The 24,053-nt window shown below is 69.9% G+C and carries 19 protein-coding genes; 13 read left to right on the top strand and 6 right to left on the bottom strand.

Annotation, left to right across the window (positions count from 1 at the left end):
• Positions 1-70: 70 nt before the first annotated feature.
• From thpR to FBZ87_RS13950, 3 genes are all read right to left on the bottom strand, one after another.
• Positions 71-637, bottom strand: a complete 567-nt coding sequence (gene thpR / locus FBZ87_RS13960) for an RNA 2',3'-cyclic phosphodiesterase (RefSeq protein ID WP_145610883.1) — start codon at positions 635-637, stop codon at positions 71-73.
• Positions 638-662: 25 nt separating this feature from the next.
• Positions 663-1,700 carry an aldo/keto reductase gene (locus tag FBZ87_RS13955; RefSeq protein WP_145610882.1) on the bottom strand — a complete coding sequence of 346 codons (1,038 nt, stop codon included), beginning with the start codon at positions 1,698-1,700 and terminating at the stop codon, positions 663-665.
• A gap of 70 nt (positions 1,701-1,770) precedes the next feature.
• Entirely contained in the window at positions 1,771-2,430 is a 660-nt protein-coding gene (locus tag FBZ87_RS13950; protein ID WP_145610881.1) for an arylesterase, read from the bottom strand.
• A gap of 76 nt (positions 2,431-2,506) precedes the next feature.
• Between FBZ87_RS13950 and FBZ87_RS13945 the strand changes: the two genes are divergently transcribed.
• From FBZ87_RS13945 to FBZ87_RS13920, 5 genes are all read left to right on the top strand, one after another.
• On the top strand, positions 2,507-3,217 hold the full coding sequence (locus tag FBZ87_RS13945; protein WP_145610880.1) for an ABC transporter ATP-binding protein: 711 nt from the start codon (positions 2,507-2,509) through the stop codon (positions 3,215-3,217).
• Positions 3,218-3,224: 7 nt separating this feature from the next.
• Positions 3,225-5,786, top strand: a complete 2,562-nt coding sequence (locus FBZ87_RS13940) for an ABC transporter permease (protein ID WP_145610879.1) — start codon at positions 3,225-3,227, stop codon at positions 5,784-5,786.
• Between the two features lie 90 nt (positions 5,787-5,876).
• On the top strand, positions 5,877-6,158 hold the full coding sequence (locus tag FBZ87_RS13930) for a BrnA antitoxin family protein (protein ID WP_246134398.1): 282 nt from the start codon (positions 5,877-5,879) through the stop codon (positions 6,156-6,158).
• Between the two features lie 10 nt (positions 6,159-6,168).
• Entirely contained in the window at positions 6,169-6,456 is a 288-nt protein-coding gene (locus FBZ87_RS13925) for a nucleotidyltransferase family protein (protein WP_145610878.1), read from the top strand.
• Between the two features lie 2 nt (positions 6,457-6,458).
• Positions 6,459-6,806, top strand: a complete 348-nt coding sequence (locus tag FBZ87_RS13920) for a HepT-like ribonuclease domain-containing protein (RefSeq protein ID WP_145610877.1) — start codon at positions 6,459-6,461, stop codon at positions 6,804-6,806.
• Between the two features lie 140 nt (positions 6,807-6,946).
• On the opposite strand, the gene FBZ87_RS13915 is transcribed toward FBZ87_RS13920, so the two are convergent.
• Positions 6,947-7,990 carry an NAD(P)/FAD-dependent oxidoreductase gene (locus FBZ87_RS13915; protein ID WP_145610876.1) on the bottom strand — a complete coding sequence of 348 codons (1,044 nt, stop codon included), beginning with the start codon at positions 7,988-7,990 and terminating at the stop codon, positions 6,947-6,949.
• Between the two features lie 268 nt (positions 7,991-8,258).
• Between FBZ87_RS13915 and tsaE the strand changes: the two genes are divergently transcribed.
• The 6 genes from tsaE to FBZ87_RS13885 all read left to right on the top strand — a co-directional run bounded on the left by tsaE (position 8,259) and on the right by FBZ87_RS13885 (position 17,981).
• Complete coding sequence (tsaE, locus tag FBZ87_RS13910) at positions 8,259-8,798, top strand: tRNA (adenosine(37)-N6)-threonylcarbamoyltransferase complex ATPase subunit type 1 TsaE (RefSeq protein WP_246134397.1); 540 nt, start codon at positions 8,259-8,261, stop codon at positions 8,796-8,798.
• The gene (locus FBZ87_RS13905) at positions 8,795-9,838 is read left to right on the top strand and encodes an aminoglycoside phosphotransferase family protein (RefSeq protein WP_145610875.1); all 1,044 of its coding nucleotides are present in this window, start codon (positions 8,795-8,797) and stop codon (positions 9,836-9,838) included. The genes tsaE and FBZ87_RS13905 overlap by 4 nt, the downstream gene beginning before the upstream one ends.
• Positions 9,839-9,842: 4 nt before the next feature.
• Positions 9,843-10,640 (top strand): nucleotidyltransferase family protein, encoded by a 798-nt coding sequence (locus FBZ87_RS13900; RefSeq protein WP_145610874.1) that lies wholly within the window; start codon positions 9,843-9,845, stop codon positions 10,638-10,640.
• A gap of 4 nt (positions 10,641-10,644) precedes the next feature.
• On the top strand, positions 10,645-13,677 hold the full coding sequence (addB, locus tag FBZ87_RS13895) for a double-strand break repair protein AddB (RefSeq protein ID WP_145610873.1): 3,033 nt from the start codon (positions 10,645-10,647) through the stop codon (positions 13,675-13,677).
• Complete coding sequence (gene addA / locus FBZ87_RS13890) at positions 13,674-17,198, top strand: double-strand break repair helicase AddA (protein WP_145610872.1); 3,525 nt, start codon at positions 13,674-13,676, stop codon at positions 17,196-17,198. Before addB ends, addA begins: the two co-directional genes overlap by 4 nt.
• 81 nt (positions 17,199-17,279) lie before the next feature.
• The gene (locus FBZ87_RS13885; RefSeq protein ID WP_145610871.1) at positions 17,280-17,981 is read left to right on the top strand and encodes a glutathione S-transferase; all 702 of its coding nucleotides are present in this window, start codon (positions 17,280-17,282) and stop codon (positions 17,979-17,981) included.
• 64 nt (positions 17,982-18,045) lie between these two features.
• On the opposite strand, the gene FBZ87_RS13880 is transcribed toward FBZ87_RS13885, so the two are convergent.
• Both FBZ87_RS13880 and FBZ87_RS13875 read right to left on the bottom strand, forming a co-directional pair.
• Complete coding sequence (locus tag FBZ87_RS13880; RefSeq protein ID WP_145610870.1) at positions 18,046-19,425, bottom strand: hypothetical protein; 1,380 nt, start codon at positions 19,423-19,425, stop codon at positions 18,046-18,048.
• Positions 19,422-20,438 (bottom strand): hypothetical protein, encoded by a 1,017-nt coding sequence (locus tag FBZ87_RS13875; protein WP_145610869.1) that lies wholly within the window; start codon positions 20,436-20,438, stop codon positions 19,422-19,424. The genes FBZ87_RS13880 and FBZ87_RS13875 overlap by 4 nt, the downstream gene beginning before the upstream one ends.
• 745 nt (positions 20,439-21,183) lie before the next feature.
• On the opposite strand from FBZ87_RS13875, the gene trxA reads away from it, so the two are divergent.
• Positions 21,184-21,510 carry a thioredoxin TrxA gene (gene trxA / locus FBZ87_RS13870; RefSeq protein ID WP_088872363.1) on the top strand — a complete coding sequence of 109 codons (327 nt, stop codon included), beginning with the start codon at positions 21,184-21,186 and terminating at the stop codon, positions 21,508-21,510.
• A gap of 213 nt (positions 21,511-21,723) precedes the next feature.
• Entirely contained in the window at positions 21,724-24,051 is a 2,328-nt protein-coding gene (locus FBZ87_RS13865; RefSeq protein ID WP_246134396.1) for a TonB-dependent receptor, read from the top strand.
• Positions 24,052-24,053: the final 2 nt, after the last annotated feature.

Raw genomic sequence — 24,053 nt, 5'->3', positions numbered from 1 at the left:
GGGATTCCAGAGGAAATACGGCATCCGCACCCCGGGCGCATGCGCAATTATGCGCGAGGGGGCCTGCGCGTCAGGGCGCCCCTTCCCCCGGCCGCCAGCCGCCCAGCGGATAATCCCGCACCGCATGGTAGGTGCTGCCCTGCCGGCCCAGCACGCTTTCATAAAGGATGAAGCGGTCGATCGGGAACGGCCCCGCCTGGAACAGGCCGTGTTCCTCCATCAGCCGCCCGACGCGGGCCGCCGGCGTCTCGCGCCCCAGGGTGGCTAAGGTGACGTGCGGGCTGAACTTGCGCGTCTCGGCCCCCAGCCCGGCCCGCACCACCGCGCTCTCTACCTTGGCCTGCAGATGGTCCAGCGCCGGTTCGGGGCGCACGCCGGCCCAGAGCACGCGCGACTTCTCCCCCTTGCCGAACTGGCCCAGCCCATCGAGCGTCAGGGTGAAGGCAGGGGCCACCACCAGGTCCAGGGCCTCATCGATGTCCTGGGCCACGCCTTCATCCACCTCGCCGATGAAGCGGAGGGTGAGATGATAGTTTTCCGGTGGGACCCAGCGGGCCCCCGGCAGGCCGCCGGTGAGGCGGGACAGGGCGTCCCGCACCGCTTCCGGCATTTCCAGGCCCACGAACAGGCGGATCATGACGCTATACCTCGGGACCCCGTCCTTACGGGCAGGGTGACGGGTTGGACTGGTGCACGGCCTCGATCTCGTCGATCACCGCGTCGCTCAACGTAACGTCGGCCGCGGCGATGTTGCTTTCAAGGTTGGCCATGCTGGTGGCGCCGATGATGACGGCGGTCATGAAGGGCTGGCGCAGGGCGAAGGATATCGCCATCTGGGTCGGGTTCAGGCCGTGGCGGCGCGCGATGTCCAGGTAGCGCGCCACGATGGGGTCGACCACCGGCCCGCCGTAGCGGGACCCGCGGGTGTCGATGGCGCGGCGCGAGCCCGCCGGCATGGCGCCGTTCAGATACTTGCCGCTCAAGGTGCCGCCGGCCAGGGGCGAATAGCCCAGCAGGCCCACCTGCTCGCGCACCGCCACCTCAGCCAGGTCGGTGTCGAAGACGCGGGACAGCAGGTTGTAGACATTCTGGATGCTGGCGATGCGGGGCAGCCCCTGCCGTTCCGCCGCGCGCAGATAGGCCATGACGCCCCAGGCCGTCTCGTTCGACACGCCGATGTGCCGGACCTTGCCGGCCGTCACCAGCTCACCCAGCGCCGCCAGCGTCTCCTCGATGGGCACGCCGCCGTCGCTGTACAGTCCTTCCGGCGTGCCCCGGCCGAACAGGGCCAGGGGCCGCTGCGGCCAGTGCACCTGATAGAGGTCGATGTAGTCGGTGCGCAGGCGCCGCAGGCTGGCGTCCACGTCGGCGTGGATGTTGGTGCGGTCCAGCCGGTGCTGGCCGCCGCGCACCCAGGGCATGGGACCAGGGCCGCTGACCTTGCTGGCCAGGAAGACCTGGGTACGCCGGCCGGTAGCCTGGAACCAGGTGCCGATGATCTCCTCGGTCTTGCCGTAGGTGTCGGCCGTGGGAGGGACGGCGTACATCTCCGCCGTGTCGAAGAAGGTGACGCCCCGGTCGAAGGCGTAGTCCATCTGCGCATGGCCTTCCGCCTCGGTATTCTGGCGGCCCCAGGTCATCGTGCCCAGGCAGATGGCGCTGACGGTGACGTCGGTGCGGCCGAGACGGCGGTATTCCATGGGCACGGGTCCTTCTAAACGGGAGAGGTTGATGCCTGTCATACGCCAGGCCTGGGAGCTGGTGTAACCGTTATTTGCCGGCCGCGGCGTTACCGTTCAGCGTCGTCAGCGCCTTGGCCACCAGCGGCTTCAGCCCCCGGACCATGATGGCCACGCCGTCGCCGTTGGGATGCATGCGGTCGGCGATGGTCAGCTTCGGGTCCAGCGCCACACCGTCCAGGATGAAGGGGTAGAAGGGCAGCGCGTACTGCTTGGCCAGATCCGGATAGATCGCATCGAAGGCGGCGACGTAGTCGGCGCCCAGGTTGGGCTGGGCCTTCATGCCGGCCAGGATGGCGGGGACGTGCCGGTCCTTCAGGGTGGACAGAATCTTGTCCAGGTTGGCGCGGGTGGATTTGGGATCGATGCCGCGCAGCATGTCGTTGGCGCCCAGTTCCACCACCACCAGGTCCGGCTTGTCGCCCAGCATCCAGTCCAAGCCGGCCAGGCCGCCGGCCGAGGTCTGGCCGGAGACGGCGGTGTCGCCCACCGTGACATCGAAGCCGTCCTGGCGCAGCGCCGCCTCCAGCTGGCGCGTCAGGCCCTGGCCCGGCGGCAGGTTGTAGCCGGCCGACAGGCTGTCGCCCAGCACCGCCACCTTCAGCGGCCGGGCCTGGGCGGTGCCCGTCGCCAGGCCCAGGGCCAACAGCGGGGCGAGCAACAGCGAGGCGAGTAGAAAGGAAAGTCGCATTGCCGGTATTCCTGTTGAAATAAAAGGGGCCCGGGCCATATCGGCTGGAGACCTTCAGCCCGAAAGCCACGCGCCTATGCCCCCTGTCCAGCCCGCCCTGGAATTGAACGGCCTGACCCTGACATTGGAAAGCGCCGCCGGGCGCGTCAACATCCTGAAAGGCATCGACCTTTCGATCCAGGCGGGGGAACGGATCAGCATCGTCGGGCCCAGCGGGTCGGGGAAATCGTCGCTGATGATGGTCATCGGCGGGTTGGAACGGCCCACCGGCGGCACGGTCGCCGTGGCGGGCCAGACGCTGAACCGCCTGTCGGAAGATGCGCTGGCCCGCTTCCGCCGCGATCATGTGGGGATCGTTTTCCAATCCTTCCACCTCATGGCGGCGATGACGGCGCTGGAAAACGTGGCCTTGCCCATGGAACTGGCGGGCGAGGCCGACGCCTTCGATCGCGCCCGCGACGGTTTGGCGGCCGTGGGCCTGTCCCACCGGCTGGACCATTATCCCGGCCAGCTGTCGGGCGGCGAGCAGCAGCGCGTGGCGCTGGCCCGCGCCTTCGCCCCCCGGCCGCGCCTGATCCTGGCGGATGAACCCACCGGCAACCTGGACCAGGAGACGGGGGAGCAGATCATCCGCCTGATGTTCGACCAGGCGCGCCGCCACGGCACCACCCTGATCCTGGTGACCCACGACCCCGGCCTGGCCGCCCGCTGCGATCGCACCATCCGCCTGGCCGACGGCCGGGTGGTGGAGGATACCGCCGTGGCGCGCGCAGCACTCGCCGACTGAGGCCGCCATGATCAGCCTCATCGAACTCAAGCTGGCGGCACGGCTGGCGCGGCGCGAACTGCGCGGCGGCATCCGGGGCTTCCGCATCTTCCTCTTGTGCCTGGCCCTGGGCGTGGGCGCCATCGCCGCCGTGCAGTCGGTGGCAGGCGGCATCCAGCGGTCCCTGACCCAGGACGGCCGGGCCATCCTGGGCGGCGACGCGTCGGTCCGCGTCCTCTACCGCGAAGCGACGGCGGAGCAGCGCCAGTGGCTGGAGGGCCAGGGCACCGTGGCCGTCACCGCCGACATGCGGGCCATGGCGCGCAAGGCGGCGGACACAGCCGGCGGAGAAACCGACCTAGGCGCCAGCGGCCTGGTGGAGCTGAAGGCGGTGGACGGCCGCTATCCCCTCTATGGCCGGCTGACGCTGACGGATGGGGGCAGCGACGTGCAGGGCCGCCTAGCGGCGCGCGATGGCGTCTTCGGCGCCTTCGTCGACGATACCCTGGCCACCCGCCTGTCGCTGAAGACCGGCGACAGGCTGACCGTCGGCGACACGACGGTGGAGGTGCGCGGCATCATCGATCATGAGCCGGACAAGGCAGGGTCGGGTAGCATCGCGCTGGGGCCCCGCCTGATGATCGCGATGGACGCCCTGCCGGCCACCGGGCTGATCCGGCCGGGCAGCCTGGTCAACTGGTCCTACCAGCTGCGCCTGCCGGAGGGGACGGACGCCGCCGCCTGGGCCAAGACCGTGGACCAGACCTTCCCCGATGCCGGCTGGCGGGTGCGCGACTTCCACAACGCCGCCCCGCAGTTGACCCGCTTCATCGACCGGCTGGCCCAGTTCCTGACCCTGGTGGGCCTGACGGCCCTGCTGGTGGGCGGGGTAGGCGTGGGCAACGCCGTGCGCAGCCACATGGACGCCAGCGTCCATTCCATCGCCACCCTGAAATGCCTGGGCGCGCCCGCCCGCCTGATCTTCCAGGTCTACCTGATGCAGATCCTGGCGCTGGCCGGGCTGGGCATCGCCGCCGGCCTGGTGCTGGGCGCCGTGCTGCCGCTGGCGGCGGGGCGCGCGCTGGCGGGCCTGCTGCCCATCACGGCGGAGATTGGCGTCTATCCCGGCCGTCTGGCCCTGGCCGCGCTGTTCGGCCTCACCACCGCGCTGGTCTTCTCCCTCTGGCCGCTGGGGCAGGCGCAGGGCGTGCCGGCGGCGCGGCTGTTCCGCGAGGGGTCGGCGGGGCGCAGGGGCCGGCCGCCGGCCCTGGTGCTGGCGGCGCTGGCCTGGCTGGCGGCGGCCCTAGGCAGCCTGGCCGTGCTGACCTCCGTCGACCAAAAGCTGGCGGCCTTCTTCGTCGTCGGGGCGGCGGCGACCCTGCTGCTGTTCTTAGGCGCGGGCACCGGCATCACCCGCCTGGCCCGCCTGCTGCCGCGCCCCCGGCGGCCGGCCCTGCGCCTGGCCCTGACCAATCTGCACCGGCCGGGCAATTTGTCGGGCATGGTGGTGCTGTCGCTGGGCCTGGGGTTGACCGTGCTGGTGGCCGTGGCCCTGATCGAGGGCAACTTCCGCCGCGAGGTGGGGGAGAGCCTGCCAGCCAACGCCCCCAGCTTCTTCTTCGTCGACATCCAGCCCGACCAGTTGGACCAGTTCCGCCGGACGGTCCTGGCCGTGCCCGGCGCGCACGATCTGGAAACCACGCCCAGCTTGCGCGGCACCATCGTGCGGGTGGAGGGCAAGCCAGCGCAGGAGCAGGTGCACGACCCCGACAAGAAGTGGGTGGTGAACGGCGATCGCGGCGTGACCTACCAGGCCGCCGCCCCCGCCGGCGACAAGGTGGTGGCCGGCGCCTGGTGGCCGGCGGACTACAGCGGGCCGCCCAAGCTGGCCATCTCCAAGGACGTGGCGCAGGCCTTCGGCATCGGCCCCGGCGCCCACATGACCCTGTCCGTCCTGGGCCGCGAGATCGAGGCGGAGGTGGCGGTGGTGCGCGACCTGGACTTCACCACCCTAGGCATCAACTTCACCCTGGTGATGAGCCCCGGCGTGCTGGAGCACGCGCCGCAGACGCACCTGGCCACCGTGCGCGCTCCGGCGGAGGCCGAGGCCGCCATCCAGCGCGCCGTCATCCAGGCCTTCCCCAACATCACCGCCATTCGGGTGAAGGAGGCGCTGGCCACCGTGTCCACCATCATCGTCAACATCGGCATGGCGGTGCGGGTGGTGGCGGCCGTGACCCTGGTAGCCGGCACCCTGGTGCTGGCCGGCGCCATCGCCGCCGGCCACCGCCGCCGCGTCTACGACGCCGTGGTGCTGAAGGTGCTGGGGGCGGTCCGAGCCACCATTCTGCGCACCTTCCTCATTGAATACGGCGCCCTGGGCCTGGTAACGGCCGTGATCTCCGGCGCGCTGGGCACCCTGACCGCTTGGGCCGTGCTTACAAAGGTCATGAACATGAAGTGGGTGTTCCTGCCCCAGACCCTGGTGCTGACCGCCCTGCTGAGCACCGCCATCACCCTGGCCCTAGGCCTGGTCGCCACCTGGCGGGCGCTCAGCCAACCGGCGGCCCCGCTGCTGCGGGAGGAGTGAGGTGCCTTTCCGTCGTCCGGATCATTTCAGCGCGAAGAGCCACGCGGATGGAAAGACACCAATATGAGCACGAAGATCGTTAGGATGCGAATGGCCGATCTTCCTCCGTTGACCGAGGAGGAAAAAGCCCAATTGCGGGCCCTGGCCGAACGGCCGGACAGCGAGATCGACACCAGTGACATCCCCGAGCTGCCGGATGAGTTCTGGAAGGACGCCGTGCGCGGCCGCTTCTACAAGCCGACCAAGACGTCAACCACCGTGCGGATTGACAGCGACGTGCTGGCTTGGCTGCGGTCCCAGGGCAAGGGCTACCAATCCCGTATCAATGCCATTCTGCGACGGGAGATGTTAGCTTCCCTCAAGAACGGCTGAAGAGGCGGCGATGAACCAGGAACAGGCGGTCAGCAAGCTGCGGGCCCATGAGGCCGAACTGCACCGGGCCGGTGTCGCGCATCTGTTCCTGGTGGGTGGCCTGGCGGCGCCGGAGCGCGAAGGCGGTGTGGACCTGTTCCTGGACAGCGACAACCCCCGTTTCAGCCTGATCGAACTGGCGGACATCCAGGACAAGGTGCGCGCCATCCTGGGCCGGCAATCCGAAGTCACCACCCGCGACGGCCTGCACCCCCAGTTGCGCCCGGGGATCGAGGCCGACGCCTTGCGCGTGTTCTGACGATGCGGCGGAGCGTCATTCTGCGCCTGGGCGACCTGCGTGAAATGCTGGATGGGATCAGCGGCATCACCGCCGGCATCGCCTATCCGGAGTTCGCCGAAAGCTGGGGCCTGCAGCGGGCGGTGGAACGTTCGCTGGAGATGGTGTCGGCCGCCGTCCGGCAATTGCCGCCCGACGTGACGGCGGCGGAGCCGGACATTCCCTGGCGCCAAATCGCGGCCATGGGCCAGCTGCTGCATCCCCCCGACCGCCGGGTGGCTACCCGCGTGCTGTGGAACAGTGTGCTGGAACACCTGCCCCCGCTGTCCGACGCCATCGACCGCTTGATCGTGCGGGAGGAAGGCCGGTAGGGCAGGAGCACTTCCCCAGTCCCCTTTCTTCCCTCTAGAACGCGACCGCGTCCACGGGAAGTTTCCGGGAAACGCGGTGGATTGGAAACTGAGGATGAGCCCAGCGGGTGGATGCCCGCGCCCGGCACTTGAGGGAACACTTAACTGCCGGGAACACCCCGGCTGGTGGAGTACTCGAAGTGCAGCGCCTCGCCCGGGTGGACCAGGGGGTGGATGGCGTGCACGGCCATGGCGGCCTCGGCGAAGCCGCACAGGATCAGCTTCACCTTGCCGGGGTATGTCGCGATGTCGCCGATGGCGTAGACGCCCGGCACGTTGGTGGCCATGGTGGCCGGGTTCACCGCCACATGGTGGTGTTCCACGTTCAGGCCCCAGCTGGCGATGGGGCCCAGGTCCATGGCCAGGCCGAAGAACGCCAGCAGGGCGTCGGCGGGCAGGGTCTTCTCCTCCCCCTCCAGCGTCGCGACCTTCACGCCGCTCAGCCGGCCGCCTTCCCCCTCAAGGCCGGCCAACTGGTAGGGCACCACCATGTCGATGACGCCGTCCTTGGCCAGCTGGTCCAGGCGGGCCGCACTTTCGGGTGCCGCGCGGAACTTGGCCCGGCGGTGCACCACCATCACCCGCTCCGCCACCTCCGACAGGGAAATGGCCCAATCCACGGCGCTGTCGCCGCCGCCGGCGATGACCACGCGCTTGCCCGCGAAATCCTGGCGGCGGCGCACCAGATAGTGCACCGACTTGCCCTCATACTCGCCCAGGCCGTCGAGCGGCGGCTTGTTGGGGCCGAAGGCGCCGCAGCCGGCGGCGACCAGCACGGCGCGGCAGTCGATGGTGGTGCCCTTATCGGTGCCCACCAGCCAACGGCCATCCTGGCCCGGGGTCAGGGTCGTGACCTGCTGGCCCAGATGGTAGTTGGGCTTGAAGGGCGCGGCCTGTTCGGCCAGCCGGTCGATCAGGGTGGCCGCCTCCACCTGCGGATAGCCGGGAATGTCATAGATGGGCTTTTCGGGGTAGAGCGCGGTGCACTGGCCGCCCACCATGTCCAGCGCGTCGACCACGTGGCAGTCCAGCTTCAGCATGCCGCATTCGAAGATGGCGAACAGGCCCACGGGGCCGGCGCCGATGATGCAGACGTCGGTGCGGTGGACGCCGCCGGGGGCGATGGTCTCAAGCTGGCTGGACATGGGTCTGGTCTACTCCTGAAACGGCACTTGGGCATACGGCACGCGGGGACCGGCGGCGCAGGGTGCGCCCAAAGGGGTACGCACGGCCGGTCGGCGGTTCGGGTTGCTTTCATCACGCGAATTGATGCGCTAATCAACTGCCCAGTTTGCGGGGCCCAGTTTGCGGGATGCGTCCCGCCTGGATGCTTGCTCCGGTAACGTACGCCGCCGCAGTATCCGCCGGCGGCCCCCCGCCATTCCACCCCGCCATCCCACCCTCAGGAGCCCCATGCCCCACGCGCTGACATTGGATCTGGCTGATGAGCAGGCGACGGCCGACCTGGCGGCGCGGCTGGGCCGGCTGTTGCGGCCGGGCGACGTGGTGGCCCTGTCGGGTGACCTGGGGGCCGGCAAGTCCGCCTTCGCCCGCCACCTGATCCGCAGCCTGGGTGATGCCGAGGAAGAGGTGCCCAGCCCCACCTTCACCCTGGTGCAGACCTATGACCTGCCCGGCTTCCCCCTGTGGCATTTCGACCTCTACCGCCTGACGGAACCGGATGAGGTGCTGGAACTGGGGTGGGAGGAAGTTATTCATGAGGGCGTGGCGCTGGTGGAATGGCCGGTGCGCTTGGGCGCGCTGCTGCCTGCCAACCGGCTTGACCTGCACCTTGCCATCACCGGACCTGAAAGCCGGCGCGCCACCCTGACGGGTCAAGGCACCTGGGCCAGCCGCCTGGATACTCCTGATTGGACCCCCGAGACTGGCCCCCCCGAGACTGGCCCCCCCGAGACTGGGGCCCCTGAGACTGGGAAAGCTGCCGAGCCATGAGACGCGACACCCCGCCCCGCGAGACGGTCATCCGCCGCTTCCTGGACCAGGCTGGCTGGGGTACGGCCCGGCGCCAGCCCATGGGCGCCGACTGGTCGGCCCGCCGGTATGAGCGCCTGACGCGGCCGGGAGGCGAAGGACGCGACGCCACCGCCATCCTGATGGATTGCCGCGACGAGGTGGCCGCCAGCCAAGTGCCGCCCTTCGTCCAGATCGCGGGCCTGCTGCGCGACTGTGCCCTGTCGGCCCCCGTCATCCTGGCCGGCGACGAGCCGCAGGGCCTGTTGCTGATCGAGGATTTGGGCGGCGACGACTACGCCCGCCTGCTGGACAGCGGGGAAGAGCCGTGGCAGCCGCTGTATGAGGTGGCGACCGACGTGCTGGTCACCCTGCACCAGCGTTTCGTGCCGGCCTCCGCCCCCGATCTGTCGCGCTATGACGTCGGCCTGTTCCGCGACCAGGTCATGCTGTTCGCCGACGCCTTCGCGCCCGTGGTGCGCGGCCGCGCCCTGCCGGCCGGCGCCTGGGACGAGCTGGCCGAGGCGTGGGAGGGGGTGCTGCCCGCGGCCCTGTCGCTACCCCCCACCCTGCTGCTGCGCGACTACCACCCCGGCAACCTGATGCGGCTGAAAGGCCGGGCCGGCGTGGCCGCCTGCGGCCTGCTGGATTTCCAGGATGGCGGCATCGGCCCCCGCGCCTACGATCTGGTGTCGTTGCTGGAGGATGCGCGGCGCGACGTGCCGGAGGCGTTGCGCCAGGCCATGACCCTGCGCTATCTGGCCGCCTTCCCCGACATCGACCAGGGGACCTTCAGGGCGTCCGCCGCCATACTGGGCGCTGTGCGCCACGCCCGCATCCTGGGTCGGGTGGCGCAACTGATCCAGGCCACCACCGGCGCGCCGCAGCTGTCCTTCCTGCCCCGGGTGTGGGGCCAGTTCACCGGCGCCATCCGCCACCCCGCCTTGTCGCCGATTGCCCACTGGGTGGAACGCCATCTGCCCGCTAACCTTGATGCCGATACCATCGTCCGGAGTTTCTGACGCGATGTCCGCCTCTATCGCCGCCGCTGCCAACCCCGCCCCCGCCGCCTCCGTCCCCCACACCGCCATGGTACTGGCCGCCGGCCTGGGCCTGCGCATGCGACCGCTGACCCTGACGCGGCCCAAGCCGCTGGTGGAGGTGGGCGGCGCCCCGCTGCTGGACCACGCCCTGGACCGGCTGGCTGAAAGCGGCGTGGAACGCGCGGTGGTGAACACCCATCACCTGGGCGCCATGATCGAAAGCCATCTGGCGGGCCGGTCCAGCCCCGCCATCACCCTGTCGCCCGAGGCAGACCTGCTGGAGACGGGCGGCGGCGTACGCCACGCCCTGCCCCACCTGGGCGCCGATCCCATCTTCGTCGTCAACGCCGACATCCTGTGGCTGGACGGGCCCATTCCGGCGCTGAAGCGGCTGGCCGCCACCTGGGACCCGGCGGTCATGGACGTGCTGCTGATGATGATGCCAACCGTGGCCGCCGTCGGCTATGACGGCCCCGGCGATTACCACATGGAAGCCGACGGCCGCCTGCGCTATCGCGCCGAGGGCGAACTGGCGCCCTTCGTCTTCGCCGGCGTGCACATCGTGAAGCCGGAGCTGTACCACGCCATCACCGAAAACCGTTTCTCCAACCTCAGGCTCTGGCAACAGGCGGAGGAGGCGGGGCGCCTGTACGGCATGCGCCACGACGGCGTCTGGTTCCATGTCGGCACGCCCGACGCGGTGGAGGAGGTGAACACCCTGCTGGGCCACCCCATCCTGCACGACGCCAAGCTGAGCCAGCCGCGCAAGGCCGAGCCCTGACCCTATGACGTGGCCTGCCGCATCGGGGGAAGAGACCGGCACATCCCTGTTCACCATCGCGCCGGGGCTGCCGTTCGTGGACGCGCTGGCGGCCGGCATCCTGGCGCGGGTGGGCGATGACCCGCTGGCCCTGTCGCGGCTGACCGTCCTGCTGCCCACGGTGCGCGCCGTACGCTCCCTGCGGGAAGCCTTCCTGCGCCTGTCGGGCGGCAAGCCCATCCTGCTGCCCCGCCTGTCGCCCCTGGGCGACGTGGATACGGACGAGGTGGTGTTCACCCAGGGTGGCACAGAGCTGCCCCAGGCCGTGCCCGCCCTGCGCCGGCAGCTGCTGCTGGCCCGCCTGGTCATGCGCGCCCCCGACCTAGCCGCCACCCCCGCCCAGGCCGTGAGCCTGGCGGGTGAATTGGCGCGCCTGCTGGACGAGGTGCAGACCGAGGGCTGCAAATTCGAGGATCTGGCCCGCCTGGTGCCGGACGACTACGCCCAGCACTGGCAGGTGACCCTGCGCTTCCTGGAAATCATCACCCAGCATTGGCCGGCGCTATTGGCGGACGAGGGGGGTGTCGATCCTGCCAAGGAACGCGAACTGCGGCTGAAGGCCCTGGCCGAAACCTGGCGCGCCCAGCCGCCGCCCGGCCCCGTCATCGCCGCCGGCTCCACCGGCAGCATCCCCGCCACCGCCGACCTGCTGGCGGTGGTCGCGGCCTTGCCCCAGGGCGCCGTCGTCCTGCCCGGCCTGGACCTCGATTGCGATGAGGCCACCTGGCAGGATTTGGACGAGGCCCACCCGCAATACGGGCTGAAGCGCCTGCTGGAACGGCTGGAGATCCGCCGGGGCGCGGTGCGGCCCTGGCCTCTGCCCGACCCGCTGCCGGAGGTCATGACCCACCGCCGCAGCGCCCCCGCCCGCGCCCGCCTGGTGGCGGAGGCCCTGCGCCCCGCCGGCACGACGGAGGCCTGGCAGGACCTGTCCGCCAGCGCCCTGGCGGCGGTGACCGACCAGGCCCTGGCCGGCCTGTCGCGCCTGGATGCCGCCACCCCGCAGGAAGAGGCGGGCGCCATCGCCCTGATGATGCGCGAGGTGCTGGAGACGCCGGGCCGTACGGCGGCCCTGGTGACGCCCGACCGCGACCTGGCCCGCCGCGTGGCCCTGGCGCTGAAGCGCTGGGACATCGCCGTCAACGACAGCGCCGGCCTGCCACTGACGCAAAGTGCCGTGGGCAGCTATCTGCGCCTGCTGGCCGACTGGGCGGCGGAGCCGGCCCCCCTGGCACTGTTGTCCCTGCTGAAGCATCCCCTGGCGGCGGGCGGGCAGAACCCATCCTTCTTCCGCGCCCAGGTGCGCGACCTGGAACGGGCCGTGCTGCGCGGCCCCCGGCCGGCCGATGGCTTCGAGGGCCTGCGCCTGGCCCTGGCCCAGGCGGAGCCCCGGCGCTTCGACAGCCACGGCGACCCGGACGCCCATCGCGCCCGCCTGTCGGCCTTCATCGACGGGCTGGAGGAAATCCTGCGGCCCCTGCTGGCGGCCATGAGCGGCACGGGCAAGGCCCTGGCCGGCTGGCTGGACCTGCATGCCCGCACGGCGGAGGCCCTGGCCGCCAGCGACACGCAATCGGGCGCCGAGCGCCTGTGGCGCCTGGATGATGGCGAGGCCGCCGCGGCCTTCGTGGACGAGTTGCAGGACGCCGGGCACGATTTCCCCGAGCTGGGCGGGCCGGACTATGCCGCCGTCATCAGCGCCCTGATGGTGGGCCGGGCGGTGCGCCCCCGCTATGGCCTGCACCCGCGCCTCTACATCCTTGGCCTGCTGGAGGCGCGGCTGCAGCAGTTCGACGTCATGATCCTGGGCGGCCTGAACGAGGGCACCTGGCCGCCGCAGCCCAAGGCCGACCCCTGGCTGTCGCGCCCCATGCGCCAGCGCTTCGGCCTGCCCACGCCGGAACGGCACCTGGGCCAGACGGCGCACGACTTCGCCCAGGCCTGCGGCGCCGCCACCGTGGTGCTGACCCGGTCGGAACGGGTGGAGGGCACGCCCACCGTGCCCTCGCGCTGGCTGTTGCGGCTGGACACGGTGCTGAAGGCGCTGGGCCGCCCCCGCGCTTTAAGCATCACCATGGGCCGCTGGACCGCCTGGGCGGAGGCCATGGACACGCCGGCGGCCGTGCGCCCCTGCGCCCCGCCGGAACCGCGCCCGCCCGTGGCCGCCCGGCCGCGCCGCCTGTCGGTCACCCAGATCGAGACCTGGATGCGCGACCCCTACGCCCTTTACGCCCGCCACGTCCTGCGCCTGGAGGCGCTGGACCCGCTGGATGCCGATCCGGGGGCGGCCGACCGCGGCACGATGATCCACAAGGCGCTGGACGACTTCATCAAGGCCAACCCCGGCACCCTGCTGCCCGAGGACGCGCGCGAGCAGCTGCTGCGCTTCGGCCGCCTGGCCTTCGCCCCCTACAGCGGTCAGCCCAGCCTGGAGACCTTCTGGTGGCCCAGGTTCGAGCGCATCGCCGACTGGTTCCTGGCGCTGGAGCGGGAGCGGCGGGCCGGCGGTGTCCAGCCCCTGGCGACCGAGGCCAAGGGCATCCTCACCCTGGAGACGGCGTACAAGCCGTTCGAGATCATCGCCAAGGCCGACCGCATCGACCGCCACCCCGACGGGTCCGTCGCCATCATCGACTACAAGACCGGCACCCCGCCCCGGGCCAAGGACGTGGAGCTGGGCTTCGCCCCGCAGCTGCCGCTGGAAGCCGCCATCGCCCTGTCCGGCGGTTTCGGCCTGCGGGCGCCGGTGGTGGAGCAGTTGGCCTTCTGGCGCCTGACGGGGGGTGAGCCCGCCGGGCAGGTGGTGGCCCTGAAACTGGACCCCGCCCGCCTGGCGGCGGAGGCGGTGGAAGGCCTGCGCCAGCTGATCGACCTGTTCGACCAGGAATCCACCCCCTACCGCTCCCAGCCCCGGCCCGGCATGGCGCCGCGCTATTCCGACTATCTGCACCTGGCGCGCGTGGCCGAGTGGTCGGTGGGCGACGGGGGTGAAGCATGAGCGAGGCGCGCCCCCAGGATCGCCCGATCGACCCCACGGTCAAGCAGCGCCAGGCCTCGGACCCCGATACGTCGGTCTGGGTGGGGGCTTCGGCGGGTACCGGCAAGACCAAGGTGCTGACCGACCGGGTGGTGCGGTTGATGCTGGCCGGCACCGAGCCCGGCCGCATCCTGTGCTTGACCTTCACCAAGGCGGCTGCGGCGGAAATGGCCAACCGCATTGCAGAACGCCTTGCAAGTTGGGCGGTCATGGCGGATGGCGACCTGACGCAGGCCCTGGCCGACCTGAACGGCCGCCCGCCCACGCGGGATGAGGTGCTGATCGCCCGCCGCCTGTTCGCCCGCGTGCTGGACACCGCGGGCGGCATGAAGATCCAGACCATCCACGCCTTCTGCCAGTCCTTGCTGCGCCGCTTCCCGCTGGAGGCGCGGCTGCCCCCCAATTTCCAGGTCATGGATGATCGCACGGCGGCGGAAGCACTGGCCGAGGCGCAGGCCCACATGCTGGCGTCCGCCCAGGACCGGCCGGACACGCCCCTGGGCCGGGCCCTGAAGCGCCTGGCCGGCGCCCTGAACGAGGAAAGCTTCGCCGAGTTGCTGGCCGACCTGGTGGCCCAGCGCGGCCGCATCCGCCGCATCCTGGAAGGACATGGCGGGCTGGACGGCACCGTCGCCGCCCTGTTCCGCCATTTGGAGGTCGATCCGGGCGAGACGGAGGGAAGCGTGCTGGCCGCCGGTTGCCGGGACGAGGTGCTGGACCTCCCCGGCCTGCGCGCCGCCTGCTCCGCCTTGGCCATGGGCACCGCGACAGATGTGGAGCGCGGCCAGGGCATCCAGCTGTGGCTGGACCAGATCGAGCGCCGCCTGACCGACATCGCGGCCTATCGCCAGTTGTTCCTGACGGCCGACGGCATGGTGCGCTCCCGCCTGGCCACCAAGGGCGCGCTGGCGGCCAACCCGCGCACGGCCGACATCCTGGCCCAGGAAGGCCAGCGCCTGGTGGCGCTGCAGGAGCGCCTGCGCGCCGTGACGGTCGCCCATTCCACCGCCAGCCTGCTGACGCTGGCCGGCAGCATGCTGGAAGGCTATCAGCGCTGGAAGGACAGCCGGGCGCAACTGGACTTCGACGATTTGATCCTGGCGGCCAGCGCCCTGCTGACCGGCGACGCCCAGGCCTGCGCCTGGGTGCTGTACAAGCTGGACGGCGGCCTGGACCACATCCTGATCGATGAGGCGCAGGACACCAACCCGGAGCAATGGCGCGTGGTGAGCGCCCTGGCGGAGGAGTTCTTCGCCGGCGAGGGCCAGTCGCAGGCCCGGCGCACCCTGTTCGTGGTGGGCGACGAGAAGCAATCCATCTTCAGCTTCCAGGGGGCCGACCCGGCGGAGTTCGCCCGGATGCGCCGCACCTTCCAGGCGCGGGTGCAGCAGGCGGAACGCCCCTGGGCCATCGTTGACCTGGAAACCAGCTTCCGGTCCGTCGGCGCCGTGCTGCAAGCGGTGGATACGGTGTTCGCGCAGCAGGAGGCCCGGGACGGCGTATCGGCCCAGGCCATCCGTCACCGTCCCTTCCGCCAGGGCATGGCGGGCACGGTGGAGCTGTGGCCCCTCGTGCGGCCCGGCGACGGGGCGGACACGCCGGCCTGGTCCCCGCCCCTGCACCATGAGCCGGAGGACAGGCCCCAGGCCCGCCTGGCCACCGTTATCGCCGACCAGATTGCGCATTGGATCGCCAAAGGGGAGGTGCTGGAGGCGCGCGGCCGGCCCCTGACCGCCGGCGACATCCTGGTGCTGGTCCGCCGCCGCAACGCCTTCGTCCAGCAGCTGGTGCGCGCGCTGAAGGAACGGCGGGTGCCGGTGGCGGGCGTGGACCGCATGGTGCTGACCGAGCAGCTGGCCGTCATGGACCTGATGGCGGTGGGCCAATTCTTGCTGATGCCGGAAGACGACCTGACCCTGGCCACCGTGCTGAAAAGCCCCTTCATCGGCCTGGATGAGGAAGCGCTGTTCACCCTGGCGCACGGGCGCGGCGGCCGCCTGTGGCCGGCCCTGGTGAAGCGGGCGGAAACGGACCCGCGCTTCCAGCCCGCCTATGCCTGGCTGCGCCGCCTGCTGGGCGAGGTCGACTACACCGCCCCCTATGAGCTGTTCGCAGGATTGCTGACCCGTCCCTGCCCGGCCGATCCGGTCAGCGGCCGGCGCGCCCTGCTGGGCCGCCTGGGGGCGGAGGCCATCGACCCGGTGGATGAGTTCCTGAGCCTGTGCCTGGGATTTGACCGTGCCCATCCGCCGTCCCTGCAGACCTTCCTGCACTGGCTGGCCGCCGGAAAGACGGAAGTGAAGCGCGAGCTGGACACGGGCGCCAAGGACCGCGGCCCGGAGGGCGGGCAGGTGCGCATCATGACCGTCCACGGTTCCAAGGGCCTGCAGGCGCCGGTGGTTATCCTGCCCGATACGACGCGCAAGCCGGTGACCAGCCCCCGCATCCTGTGGCCCCACGGAAACGAAGAAGGCGACGCCGGGAGCGGCTCCGCCCCCGGCGTTCCCCTGTACGCCCCCCGGCGGGAGCAGGAGGACGCCAAAGCTCGGGCCGCCCGGGCCGCCGCCGATCGCCGGCGCGACCAGGAATATCGCCGCCTACTGTACGTGGCCCTGACTCGGGCGGAGGACCGGCTGCATATCTGCGGCTATGAGGGCAAGACGGCCACCAGCGACGACACCTGGTTCCGGCTGACGGAACGGGCGCTGGCCGCCGTAGCGCCCAGCCGGGCCTTCGACCTGACCGCCGTGTCACGCCAGGGATGGGCCGGCGACGGCCGGGTGCTGTCGGAGCCGCAGACTCGTCCCCCGCCCCCCCAACGCGCCGCGCGCGACGGTGCCGAGGCGGTGCCCCCCGCCCCCGCCTGGCTGCTGGCCCCGCCGGCGGCCGAGCCCGCACCGTCGCGTCCGCTGGCCCCCTCCCGCCCGGATGGGGAGGAACCGGCGGTGCGGTCGCCCCTGGGCGATGGCGAGGCGAAAGAGGCCCGCCGCTTCAAGCGCGGCACCTTGATCCACAAGCTGCTGCAGCTGTTGCCGGAAATGCCGGTGGCGTCCCGGCCCGGGGCCGCCCGCCGCTGGCTGGACCGTCCGGCCCATGGCCTGGACGAAGCCGCGCGGGAGGAAATCTGGTCGGAAACCCTGCGCGTGCTGGACCATCCGGAATTCGCCGACCTGTTCGGTCCCGACAGCCGGTCGGAAGTCCCCCTGGTGGGCACGGTGGGCACGCGCCCCCTGGCGGCCCAGATCGACCGGCTGGTGGTGACGGAGACGGAAGTCAAGATCGTCGACTTCAAGACCAACCGCCCGCCGCCCCGCACGGCGGAGGATATTCCCGGCCTGTACGTCTCGCAGATGGCGGCTTACCGGGATGCCCTGAGGCGCATCTATCCGGACTTGGCCATCCGCTGTCTGCTGCTGTGGACCGACGGCCCCTTCATCACCGAGGTCGATCCCGCCCGCATGGACGCCGTCATTTTGGGCTGAACCTTATCGCGCGCCGGGAGTTACCCAAGAGGGGGGATAACTGGGTCATTGGCCCGCCAGCCTACCGGAGGAGCCCTGACGATGTCTGACTATACCCTGTACTACTGGCCCGTCCCCTTTCGGGGGGAGTTCATCCGCGCCATCCTGGCCCATGCGGGCAAGACCTGGGACGAACCCGAGGTAAGCACTCTGGTGGCGGTGATGGAAGACGCCGCGGGTGAACAACCGGCGCCCTTCATGGGTCCGCCCGTGCTGGTGGACGCTGCTGCGGATTTCACCGTGTCGCAGATGCCGGCCATCGCCCTTTACCTGGGCGATACCTTGGGTCTGCTGCCGCCCTCGCCGCAGGGCCGGGCCATGACCCTCAAGATCGTGGCCGACGCCAACGACGTGATCGACGAGATCACCCTGAACGGCGGGCGGGAGATGTGGACACCCGCGACATGGGCGGATTTCGTCCCCCGGCTGCGGCGCTGGATGTCGATCTTCGAGGCGACCGGCCAGCGCCACGGCCTGCAACGCGACCATGGCCTGATGCTGGGCGGGGACGCCATTGGCGTCGCCGACATTGTCACCGCCACCCTGTGGTCCACCCTGCGCCGGGTCCTCCCCCGCATCGGCGCGATCCTGGACGAGACGGCCCCGGGGATAGCGGCCCTGAGCCGCCGGGTCTGGCAGACGCCGGCCCTGGCCGCCTGGGACAAGGAGTCGGTCAGGCGCTACGGCGACAGCTATTGCGGCGGCCAGATCGAGAAATCGTTGAAGAGGGCGGTCAACGGCTGAGGCGGCCGGCGGGCCCCAGTCAGATCAACTGGCGTCAGATCAACTGGCGTCAGATCAACTGGCGTCAGGTCAACCGGCGGTTCCACTCGCGGTACATCCGCTCCGCCTCGTCCGAGCCGGCCAGGATTTCGACCAGGCGCAGGTTGTTGAACATCTGGCGGCGAACCTCGGGATCGCCCCGGGCGCCGGGCGCGGCCATCATGCGGTCAGCCTGGCGTTCGATCTCCCGCCGGATTTCCGTGATCTTGGCGGCGACCTCGCGCTGGATGCCTAGGTGCCCCGCCAGCTTGGCGGAGCGCTTGAGCGCTAGAACCGTGGCCTCCGCCTTCTTCATCTCGTCGGGCGGGGTGGAGACGCCGCCCGCGGAATACATCAGGCCGGCCAGGGTCTTTTCCACGTTGCCCAGCACAGTGGTCAGCACGAATTCGCCGATCTCACTGCGGGCGGCGGCCACGCGATCGACGATCTTCTTGTCGCGCAGGATGGCGACACTGTCGTTGACCGAGGTGAGGCCATCGGTCAGCCGCTCCGCCACCGCGGCCAGGGAGCCCAGTTGCTGCACCGGATCCTTGGAAGGCGGGGCGGCGCCCGGCGTCGGCTCCGGCGCTTTGGCCATGGTGCCGGTCTGGCGCAGCAGGTTGCCCACGACCACGCCCGACAGGTCGCGCGTCAGGGCGTCGCGCTGCGCCTGGCTGTTGCCGGTCACGCGCATGTCGGTCAGCATCTTCAGGACCACGCCGGGGCGCAGCATGCGCGCGGTCAGCACCAGCAACACGGGCGCCGCGGCCTGCGGGCTTTCCGCCCCGCCCAGTTGCGCCATGACGCCCTTGATGGCCTCGACATGGCTTTCCGCCAGGTCGCCGATGGGGCGTTCCGGCAGGCGTTGCTTCAAATCCTCGATGACGCCGCCCAGCAGCAGCACGTCGCGCAGTGTCTGGATCTGCCGCAGCACGTCGTCGTCGCGGCCGAAATTGTCGACCATGAAGCGCAGGTTGTTTTCCGCCTCGTCGGCGATGGCCGCCAGCGCCTGGGCGCCCGCTTCCCAGAGGGGGGCCGCGACGCGGGCCATCACACGCGGATCGCGCGGATCGGCCTTCAGGATGCCCTGGGCGACGCCATCCACCATGCCGCCGTCCAGCCGTGCCCGCACCAGCTTCCACGCGGTGGGCAAGGTGCCGCGCGATACCCGCTGCAGCCGGCGGGTATAGACGCCGGGGTCGTCGAACAGATCCTCCGCCGGTCGAAAGAACAGGCGCGAGACGGTGGGCCGGCGGGGCGGGCGCAGCTGGGTCAGGCGCGGGCGCATGGCGTCGAACGCGCCGGCGATGCCGGGCTTGTCCCCCAGCTGTTCCAGCAGGGCGTAGATTTGCAGGAACTTGGCGTCGCTGAGCCGCGTGGCATCACGCGCCAGGGTCTGCCACTGGGCGATGGCCGCGTCGGTCATGACAGCGTCGCCTTCAAGGCTTCGATCCGCATCACCGCCGTCATGTCGAGGGCGCCGGTGCGCCAGTCCTCGCCCATCCGCAGCCAGCGCGTCTGTATCTTCCCCAGCACCTCAAGGTCGTAGGCCGACGGCTCCTTGCCACCCTCGCCCACCGGGATCAGGGGGGCCAGGCGGAACAGCTCACCCATGGTGGACTGCTGCGTCTCCAGCGGGCTGTCGGACACGCTGTCCCACAGGCGGATGAGGAAGGGCCAGCCGTCCATGAGCCAGCCAAGCCGCGTCACATCCTCCGCCACCGCGGTGCGCAGTGCACGAAAATCGCCGGCGATGGCGCCCAGGTCGCGGCAGCGGGCGTCCAGCCGAGCCAGCCGGTCGCGCGACATGTCCAGCGCCGCCTTGGCCGTCTCGGCCACGAAATCGGCCAGCTGCGAGACCTCGGAAAAGTCGGTGGCGCCCCAGCGCTGCAGGCTGGCGCGGGTGCGCTCCAGTTCGCCCACCGCCATGCGCAGGCGTCCCAGCTGCTGGCACTGCGGCAGGCCCACGGGGGCAATCAGCGTGGCCAGAGCCTCCACCCGCGATACCATCTCTTCCACGGGCAGGCTGGCCCGCTGGCCCAACTGCCCCAGGGCGGCGCGCATCAGGCGCCGGCTTTCGGAACCGGTCATGCCGGTGGCCAGCAGCTCGCCCGGGTCCATGCGCGCCAGCTTCAGCAATTCGATAACCAGGGTGAACTGGGTCAGCGCCTGATAACCCGCATCCAGCGCCAGGGTCTTTTCCGCCGCCAGCGAGGCGTCGCCGCCGGCCACGCCCGTCGCCTGCACGGCCAATACCGCCTGGCGCACGGTGTCGGGCGAATACTGCTTCAGTTCCAGCAGGGCGTCGTACAACAGCCTGTCATGCAGGGTGACGGTCATGACCGCCGGCAGGGAGCGCCAGGGCATGATGTACATGCCCTTGCCGCCGTTGAAGCTGGGCAGCAGGAATTCCGGTTCGCCCTGGCGGGTGGGCCGCATGCGGGCCTGACTCAGCATCGGGGTGGTGAAGGGAATGGAAATTCCCCGCTCACCAAACGTACCCGGCGAAATATCCAGACTTTTCGCTTGGCTCATCCCAGAAACCGCCGCCCCCCGCTGTCCCCCGGGCCCCGCCCGCTCCCCCATTTTGGGGGGGCGAACCCCAGCCTCTCCTATCCAAAGGAAATATGCCAGACAAATGATTAATTGTGACGGGACGTGATGAAACCCAATTCCACCCAGTCTGCCACGACCTGGCCCTGGACAATTCTGTAAGCAAATCCCGGGCCAGCGCCACGTCCCCCATGATGGACGTGCGTCCCGCGTGCCTCCAGGGAAAGAAGCCTATAGATGTCGCGTTAAAATAGTTCAAACGACTCGGAAAAGAGACCGAGCAAGGATGGCATAACAACCGGGCCATGGCCCAACGTCCCCGTCTTCAAGGATGGCCCGCCGCCGTTGGCGGCCCGGCGTACGCGGGCCCGATACCATGACCTTGAGCCCGCACCGTCTTCGACTGGGCATTTTCTGCGTTTTAGGACCGAGAGGGGAAGGTATTGCCGCTTTTCAAGGGGCCCCCGCCACCGCCCTGACCCCCATCCGGGCCCGCCTTGACCATACCCGCCCAGGGCACCTACATTTATCGGTGAAACTGGGCGCGGAATCGCCGCGCACCTACCCGCACTAGGTAGGGCCACCATAGGAACCCCCAAGCCCTGGGGCCCTAGCAGCCAAGGATAGCGTTATGAGCGAGAATACGGTGAAGGTGACGGACAGCAGCTTCGAGACCGACGTGCTGAAGGCCGGCGGCCCGGTGCTGGTCGATTTCTGGGCCACCTGGTGCGGTCCCTGCAAGATGATCGCCCCGTCCCTGGAGTCCATCGCCGAAGAGCTGAACGGCCAGTTGACGGTGGCCAAGCTGGACATCGACGACAACCCCAACGTCCCGGGCAAATATGGCGTGCGCGGCGTGCCGACCCTGATGCTGTTCAAGGACGGCGAAGTGGTCGCCACCAAGGTCGGCGCCCTGCCCAAGCAGGCCCTGACCGACTGGGTCAAGTCCAACCTGTGATCTGAACCGGCCCGCCGGGGTCGGGATGTGCCGGGTAGAGAGAGGCGGGCGTCCCCGGGGCGCCCGCCTTCTTCTTTGCGCTTCGCACGGGGCCACATCTTGAGGCCCGCCTTCCCGGGAAGCGCATCAACCCACGTCTAAAAATCTTGTTAATAATGATATTGATTCTTAGTTTCATAGCATTTACGGTCCCGACAAAAGACGGGGACGAAAATGCGAGCGAAAACAACCTACTCCTTCCTGCTATTGGCCATGATCGCGTTGTCCTGGCCGCCTTCAGGGGCCGCGCTGGCCGCTGAGGCCACGCCTGCCGCCGCCCCAGGGGATGCCCTCGCGGAGGGCGAGGCGCTGGACGACATCATCATCACGGGTGAAAAGGCCAACCGCACGCTGAAGGAGACGACGACCAGCGTGGCCGTCACCACGCCGGCGCGCATCGCCCAGGAAAACATCCAGACCATCCAGGACATCTACGACCGCACGGCCAACGTCGCGCAGACCTACGGCGCCGCCGGCTTCACCATCCGCGGCATCGGCAACACCGGCGTGTCCAATGCCGGCAACGCCGACGCGGCCACCGTCTATGTCGACGGGGCCCCCATACCCGGCGCCGCCCTGTTCGGCGGGCCGACGGACATGTGGGACGTGGCGCAGGTGGAAATCCTGCGCGGGCCGCAGTCCACCATCCAGGGTCTGAACGCCATGGCCGGCGCCGTGGTCATCACCACCCGCGACCCTGCCGCCGACTATTGGGCCGGCGACGCCCGCGTGCAATGGACCGACCAGCAGGAGCGCACCTTCTCCGCCGCGGCCGGCGGACCGCTGGTAGCGGATGAACTGGGCCTGCGGGTGGCGGCGGAGCGGCGCGTCAACGACGGCATCATTGAGAACAAGGTGCTGGGCGACCGCGAGGACGCGCTACGGTCCCTGAACCTGCGCGGCAAGCTGAAATGGACGCCCAAGGCCCTGCCCGACCTGACGGCGGTGCTGAGCTATGACCGCACGCGGCGCGACGGCGGCTATCTCTACCAATATGTCCGCACCGATGTGCCGGACTATTACGACCACCGCACCTCATTCTCCAACCGCCCCAACATCGGCAAGGTGGATACCGACATCGCCACCCTGAACCTGTCCTATAAGCTGAGCGACGCGCTGACCATCACCAACGTCGCCTCCTGGAACCGGTTGCGTCAGGACGCCAGCCAGGACAGCGACGGCACCCCGGCGGACATTGAGGTGGTCGACAACAAGACCAAGGCCACCACCTACACCGAGGAACTGCGCCTGAACTATGCGGGCGACCGGTTCAGCGGCCTGCTGGGCGGGTGGTACTACAACCGCGACCTGGCCGTCGACGCCGACAGCCACGTCACCGTCACCACGCCGCTGACGACCATCACCAACCTGCTGCGGGGCGCCGGCTTCCCAGCCGCCACCGCCAGCGCCATCAGCGCCGCCTATGGCAAGGTCCTGCCCGTGATCCCGGTGTACTACCAGGCCCACCAACCGCAACAGGTGGAGACGGCGGCCCTGTTCGGCGACGGGCGCTATCGCCTGACCGACCGGCTGTCGCTGCTGGCCGGATTCCGCTACGACCATGAGCAGAACCGGTATGGCGCCGGCACGGCCACGCAGTTCACCGGCACCTATCCCGACCCCGCCGCCTTCGGCGCCGCCGGGACGCCGCTGAACCTGGCCGTCCAGGCCATCAACCGGGGGGTGGCCGGCATCGTCGCCCAGGCGGCCTCGGCCACCGCGTCGAACCAGCGCACCTTCGACGCCTTCCTGCCCAAGGCGGGTGTTTCCATGGATTGGACGCCGGACCTGGTGACGGCCTTCACGGTGCAGCGGGGCTATCGTTCCGGCGGATCCAGCCAGAACGCCGCCCACGCGGCATTGGTGCCCTATGATCCGGAATACAGCTGGAACTATGAGGGCTCCGTCCGCTCCACCTGGCTGGACGGGTCGCTGGCCGTGAACGCCAACGCCTTCTACACGGACTGGAGCGACCAGCAGGTCACCGCCCGCTTCAGCGACAACGTCTACGACTACAACACCGTCAACGCCGGCAAATCCCACCTCTACGGCGTTGAGCTTGAAACCACGCACAAGATCAGCCCGGTGGTGGACTGGTACGCCTCCGTCGGCTATCTGCGCACCAAGTTCGATGAGCTGCACATACCCAATGGCGGCAGCGCCACCGTGGACCTGACGGGGTCCGAGTTTCCCTATGCCCCGCACTGGACGGTGGCGGGCGGCGTGAACCTGCATTTCGGCGGCGGCTTCGTCGCCAACCTCAACGCCAACTGGCGCGATGCGGTCTTCACCGCCGTGGGCGCGACGCAGGGCCAATACCGTGTGGGTGCCCGCACCATCGCCAACACCCGCGTGGGCTACGACACGGGGCTTTGGGGCGCCTACCTGTTCGTGAACAACCTCACGGACGAGCATTACGCCCAGTACGTCCTGACGTCCCAGAACCGCGCCATCCTGGGCGCGCCGCGCACCATCGGCGGCACGCTGGAGGTGCATTGGTGACG

Origin of the sequence: Nitrospirillum amazonense (genome assembly GCF_007828035.1) — a bacterium.
Lineage (GTDB): Bacteria > Pseudomonadota > Alphaproteobacteria > Azospirillales > Azospirillaceae > Nitrospirillum > Nitrospirillum amazonense.
Note: the sequence above shows the minus strand (reverse complement) of the source record. Positions and strands in the feature narration are given on the sequence as shown.